Origin of the sequence: Thiohalobacter sp. (assembly GCF_027000115.1) — a bacterium.
Lineage (GTDB): Bacteria > Pseudomonadota > Gammaproteobacteria > Thiohalobacterales > Thiohalobacteraceae > JALTON01.
This window is the reverse complement of the sequence record NZ_JALTON010000026.1, coordinates 1-5112: the sequence shown is the minus strand read 5'-3', so window position 1 is coordinate 5112 and position 5112 is coordinate 1. Positions and strand designations below refer to the sequence as shown.

Annotated in this window: 7 protein-coding genes and 1 pseudogene; 2 read left to right on the top strand and 6 right to left on the bottom strand. The window is 66.5% G+C overall.

Annotation, left to right across the window (positions count from 1 at the left end; all coding sequences use genetic code 11):
- Positions 1-761 (bottom strand): TolC family protein (locus MVF76_RS03835; RefSeq protein ID WP_297527471.1); only part of this gene is annotated, 761 nt, incomplete at its 3' end.
- Between the two features lie 70 nt (positions 762-831).
- Positions 832-1146 (bottom strand): hypothetical protein, encoded by a 315-nt coding sequence (locus tag MVF76_RS03830; RefSeq protein WP_297527470.1) that lies wholly within the window; start codon positions 1144-1146, stop codon positions 832-834.
- A 56-nt stretch (positions 1147-1202) separates the two neighbouring features.
- Between MVF76_RS03830 and MVF76_RS03825 the strand changes: the two genes are divergently transcribed.
- Together MVF76_RS03825 and lolD are read left to right on the top strand one after the other, a co-directional pair.
- Entirely contained in the window at positions 1203-2450 is a 1248-nt protein-coding gene (locus MVF76_RS03825; RefSeq protein WP_297527469.1) for a lipoprotein-releasing ABC transporter permease subunit, read from the top strand.
- Positions 2443-3126 carry a lipoprotein-releasing ABC transporter ATP-binding protein LolD gene (lolD, locus tag MVF76_RS03820; RefSeq protein ID WP_297527468.1) on the top strand — a complete coding sequence of 228 codons (684 nt, stop codon included), beginning with the start codon at positions 2443-2445 and terminating at the stop codon, positions 3124-3126. The genes MVF76_RS03825 and lolD overlap by 8 nt, the downstream gene beginning before the upstream one ends.
- Before the next feature lie 268 nt (positions 3127-3394).
- On the opposite strand, the gene MVF76_RS03815 is transcribed toward lolD, so the two are convergent.
- The 4 genes and pseudogenes from MVF76_RS03815 to MVF76_RS03805 all read right to left on the bottom strand — a co-directional run.
- The gene (locus tag MVF76_RS03815; protein ID WP_297527467.1) at positions 3395-3577 is read right to left on the bottom strand and encodes a hypothetical protein; all 183 of its coding nucleotides are present in this window, start codon (positions 3575-3577) and stop codon (positions 3395-3397) included.
- A gap of 64 nt (positions 3578-3641) precedes the next feature.
- A pseudogene (locus tag MVF76_RS13040) lies at positions 3642-3856 on the bottom strand (transposase); the annotation flags it as partial.
- 199 nt (positions 3857-4055) lie between these two features.
- A complete protein-coding gene (locus MVF76_RS03810; RefSeq protein WP_297527466.1) occupies positions 4056-4553 on the bottom strand; it encodes a cupin domain-containing protein in 498 nt (165 codons plus the stop codon).
- On the bottom strand, positions 4550-5112 hold a 563-nt coding region (locus tag MVF76_RS03805), incomplete at its 5' end, for an aminotransferase class IV (RefSeq protein ID WP_297527465.1). The genes MVF76_RS03805 and MVF76_RS03810, both read right to left, overlap by 4 nt.

Here is a 5112-nt window from a genome sequence, read left to right as displayed (position 1 = left end):
TCGCCGACCCGGGCCTCGGCCACCGCGGCTTCGGCCAGCGCCCGGCGGAGCAGGGGCGAGCGGTCCAGCAGGGCCAGCAGGCCGTTGCGGTCCCCGGCCTCGGCCGGCAGGGCGGGCAGGGCCGGGAGGGCGGGCCAGTGCGCCGGCGGGTTCGCGAACAGGGCCTTCAGCCGCGCCTCCGCGGCCAGCCGGGCCGAGCGGATGCCCGCCGCGTCCATTTCCGCCTCGGCCAGTGCCAGCCGGGCAAGATCGAGATCACTGCGGCCCACATCGCCGGTGTCATGCGCCCGTTCCACCAGCGCCACGAACTCGCCCAGCAGCTCGAGTCGCCGCTCCTGCAGCTGCGCGGCAGCGGTTTCCGCATGCCAGCGGGAAAGATCGTCCAGGAAACGGGCCAGCAGCGCCTCTCGGGTCTCGTCCAGGCCGGCCCGGGCCTGCACCAGCCCCTCGCGGCCGGTACGGCTGCGGCGCTTGCGCTTGCCGGACAGGTCGAGGGTCTGGCTCAGCCCCAGGGTCCGGACCCGGTCGCTGGCATCCTCGTACTCGAGTTCCAGCTCGGGGTTGTACAGGGGCCGGGACAGGGCCGTGGATTCCGCGCGCGCGGCCGCGACCGACTGGCGAGCGGCCTCGATGGCCGGATGTTCCTCGATCAGTTGCCGGGCGACGTCCGAGAGATCAGGCGTCTCCGCGGCCTGGAGGCCCGGCGCGCTCAGCGCCAGGCAGGCGAGCAGCAGCGCTCGCCTTACAAGGGTGTACCACATGGATGGCTCCTATTGGGAACGGAGGGGGCGCACTGTGCGGAACAGTGACAGCGTCAGCAACGCAAAGGTTTCAGATTGCGGGTGGCCGGGTCGGCGGCGCGGCCGAGCGTTCGGTGACCGGCCACATATTGTCGGGTGCGCGGAGCCGCGCGGGGATGGCGGAAATGGAGATCACGTGCGACGGCACGCCGAGGAAATGGGTGCTGGCATGACCGCAGTGGTGGCACACGGCCGGATCGCACTTGGTGCCGTCATCATGGTTGGTGTTCTTGTCCGCCTGGCTGGCTGCCAGCGGCTGGCTGGACGCCGACAGGTCGGCATCCGCCGCCCAGGCGACGTTGCCGAGCACGAGACAGAGAACCAGCACGCGGACGAAAAGACGCATGCGCCTATCCTATGCGCGATGACGCCGTCGCGCAAGGTATGTTTTAATTCCGGCTCATGTTTCGTCCCTACGAACTTTTCATCGGCCTGCGCTACACCCGCGCCAAGCGCCGCAATCACTTCATCTCCTTCATTTCGCTGATTTCCATACTGGGTATCGCGCTGGGAGTGACGGCGCTGATCACGGTGCTGTCGGTGATGAACGGCTTCGAGCAGGAACTGCGCAGCCGCATCCTCGGCATGGCCGCGCATGCCACCGTGACCGCCTACGACGGTCGGCTGCGCGACTGGCAGGGGCTCCGCGCCCGGGTAGAGCGCCACCCCGAGGTGGTCGGCACCGCGCCCTATATCGAACGCGAGGCCATGCTCACCGAGTCCGGCCGGGTGAGCGGTGCCCTGTTGCGCGGCATCCTGCCCGAGGAGGAACCACAGGTGTCGGACGTGGGCAGGCACATGAAGGCGGGCGCGCTGTCCGATCTCCGCCCCGGCGAGTTCGGCATCGTGCTCGGCAGCGAGCTGGCCTATGCCATCGGCGCCACCCTCGGCGACCGGGTCACCGTCATCAGCCCGCAGGCCATGGTCACGCCCGCCGGTACCCTGCCAAGGCTGCGGCGCTTCACCGTGGTCGGCATCTTCGAGGTCGGCATGTACGAGTACGACCGCGGCGTGGCGCTGGTGCACCTGCGGGACGCCGCGCGTCTGTTCCGGCTGGATGATACCGTCACCGGGCTGCGGCTGAAACTGCGCGACCTGTTCCAGGTGCAGCACATATCGGCGCAACTGGCCGCCGAGTTGCCGCCGCAGCTCAGGTTGCGCGACTGGACTCGCAGGCACGCCAACTTCTTCCGCGCCATCCAGACCGAAAAGCGGGTCATGTTCATCATCCTCGCCCTGATCGTCGCGGTGGCCGCCTTCAACATCGTCTCCACGCTGGTGATGGTGGTCACCGACAAGCAGTCGGACATCGCCATCCTGCGCACCCTGGGCGCGACCCCGCGCAGCATCATGGGCGTGTTCATGGTGCAGGGCGCGGTCATCGGCCTGTTCGGGACGCTGCTCGGCGTGGTCGGCGGCGTCAGCCTCGCTCTCAACGTCGAGACCCTGGTGCCCGCCATCGAGCGCCTGTTCGAGGTGCAGTTCCTGCCCGCCGATGTCTACTACATCAGCGAGCTGCCCTCCGAGCTGCACTGGAACGACGTGTGGCAGGTCGCCGGCTTTTCCCTGCTGCTCAGCCTGCTGGCGACCCTGTATCCGGCCTGGCGCGCGTCGCGCACCCAGCCCGCGGAGGCTTTGCGCTATGAGTGATGCCGTGATCGCCTGCGAAGGGCTGGCCAAGGTCTTCCGCCAGGGCTCGGTGGACCTCGCCGTGCTGGAGAATGTCGATCTCGCCGTCGCCCCCGGCGAGCGGGTGGCCATTGTTGGTGCCTCCGGCAGTGGCAAGAGCACCCTGCTGCACCTGCTCGGCGGCCTCGACCGGCCCACCCGCGGCCAGATACGGGTCGCCGGGCAGGCGATGTCCAGTCTCGGCGATGCCGAACGCGGCCGGCTGCGCAACCGCGCGCTGGGCTTCGTCTACCAGTTCCATCACCTGCTGCCCGAGTTCTCGGCGCTGGAGAACGTCGCCATGCCGCTGCTCGTCCGCGGCGAGACCGTCGCCCGCGCCCGCACAGCCGCCGCCGAGCTGCTCGAACGCGTCGGACTCGGCCAGCGCCTCGCGCACAAGCCCGGCGAACTCTCCGGCGGCGAACGCCAGCGCACCGCCATCGCCCGTGCCCTGGTCACCCGGCCCGCCTGCGTGCTCGCCGACGAACCCACCGGCAACCTCGACCGCAACACCGCCGAACAGGTGTACGAGGAAATGCTCGCCCTCAATCGCGAGATCGGCACCAGCTTCGTGGTCGTCACCCACGATCCCACGCTCGCCGCGCGCATGGATCGCGTGCTGGAACTGCGCGACGGGCGGTTGTCGCCGGCGGAGTAGGGCAGGGAAGGGAAAGCCGAATCAGGGAGAGCCAGGGATGACATTTAAAATTGAGCAACGGGGCCGGACGATTGTGAGACCGCAAGGAACACGGGACGAGCCAGGCGAGCTAGCATCTCCGGTATCTCCTTCCCGGCTTCCGTTCTGCAGCAGGGTGGTGTGCAGGTGCCGGTGCGACAGGCGGGCAGGCCAGGCCGTCTATCACACCGGTCCGATGTCCGAATCAATCGCCCCGGCGCTGATTGAGTCGCAAATCGCAGTAGATCTGCTACAGGCGCTTGTGGTTCCAGTCGTGTCTGGCCTGCCGGAGGCGGTCGTACAGCTTCCAGAATCCAAGCCCCGCCTTCTGTTCGGCCAGGCCACCCAATGCCTCGATGGCCTCCGCGTCACGCCGGCCCCAGTCGGACCGGCGGTCGATACCAGGCAGAGCGCGATAACCCGATGGTCGCACGCTTCTCGTGCGGCCCTAGAGCTTTTTTCGATCAGCTCCTTGAGCGCATCGGCCTCCATGGCCTTGTCCGCATACATGCGCTTGAGCTTGGCATTTTCATGCTCCAGCTCCCTGAGCCGCTTCAGCTCCGATGCCCCAAGGCCTCCGTAGCGCGCCTTCCACTTGATAGTAGGTCGGGGAGCTGATGCCATGCTTGCGGCACACCTCCTTCACCGGCATCCCGGCATCTGCCTCGTTCAGGATCGCTACGATTCGGGGCTCATTGAATCTCGACTTTATGGTCGCCTCCTGGTTTACGGGATGTCCAGTCTGCTCGATGATCAACCGCTGCAGATCATCCAGTTTGTGTCAGGGAAGGAAAATGCTCACGTGAGAGTCATCGAAAGTGAGACCCAGTTCAGGGGTTGCGTGCCTTGGTTCTTCACCTCCCGATGACCTGAGAATAGCGTGCGCAGCAGAAAGTCAGTTCAGTCTAGAGTTATACCTTGGTTCTTGGATCGATGACGGCATCCAGATCGACGAGATCCCATTTACCGCTGTTCCGGTACAGGCGTTTGCCCTGGTTTGGATAGTCTGCGACATCCTGTTCCAGGCGCTGTCCCATGACCAGGCAGACCAGGGTGTCCGAGCCGGTGTTTTTCAGGGCATGCGCGGCGGTGTCGGCAGGGAAGCCGACGAAGTCACCCTCCCCGAAGGGGAAGGACTCGCCTTCGATGACCAGTGTTCCCTCGCCGGAAAGGACATAGATACATTCTTCCTCATAATAGTGCTTGTGATACTCGGTCATGTCCTTTCCGGGTTCCACCTGGATCAGGTGGACACCGATGTTGTCGAGTCCCACTGCGTCTCCCAGCGATTTCCGTATTCTGTCGGCATTGGGATTCAGGAAGTGGATTCGTCGTTCTCCCTCCATCTCCTCAATGTCCTTTGCCTTGAGGATCAGCTCCCGTGGCATGATTGTCGGCCCCTGGTTCATGTCGGTTTCTCTCCTCTGGTTTCCCGTTCGATACACTGCCGGAAGGCCCTGGCCAGGGTCGAAAAGATCGGGCCCGGGCAGTGCCGCAAGGGGCGGCCGTCCACCTCGCGCACCGGGATCAGCTCCGCGCCGGTGCCGGTGAGGAAGCACTCGTCGGCGGTGTAGAGGTCATAGGGGGTCAGCGGTGCTTCCCGGGCGGGAATATTCAGCTCGGCGGCCAGCGCCAGGACGAGGTCACGGGTGATCCCCGCCAGGGCGCCGTCTACCGGCCGCGGGGTGGCCAAGGCGCCGTCACGGACGATGAAGAGGCTCTCGGCGCTCCCTTCCGCCACCCGGCCTTGGCTGTTCAGCAGCACCGCCTCGTCGGCGCCGGCCTGGGTCGCCTCCATGCGGGCGAGGATGTTGTTGAGGTAGTTGAGGCTCTTGATGCGTGGGTCGAGGCCGTCGGCCGGGAGGCGCCGGGTGGCGGCGATGACGAGGCGGACGCCTTCCTGGCGCAGCGCCGGGTGGACCATCTCCAGCCGGGTGGCGATGAGAATGGCATTGGGCCGGGTGCAGC

Bases quoted from the DNA above. Each gene is read 5' to 3' on its own strand.
- MVF76_RS03825 (WP_297527469.1), top strand. From the start codon at position 1,203: ATGTTTCGTCCCTACGAACTTTTCATCGGCCTGCGCTACACCCGCGCC.
- MVF76_RS03810 (WP_297527466.1), bottom strand. From the start codon at position 4,553: ATGAACCAGGGGCCGACAATCATGCCACGGGAGCTGATCCTCAAGGCA.
- MVF76_RS03830 (WP_297527470.1), bottom strand. From the start codon at position 1,146: ATGCGTCTTTTCGTCCGCGTGCTGGTTCTCTGTCTCGTGCTCGGCAAC.
- lolD (WP_297527468.1), top strand. From the start codon at position 2,443: ATGAGTGATGCCGTGATCGCCTGCGAAGGGCTGGCCAAGGTCTTCCGC.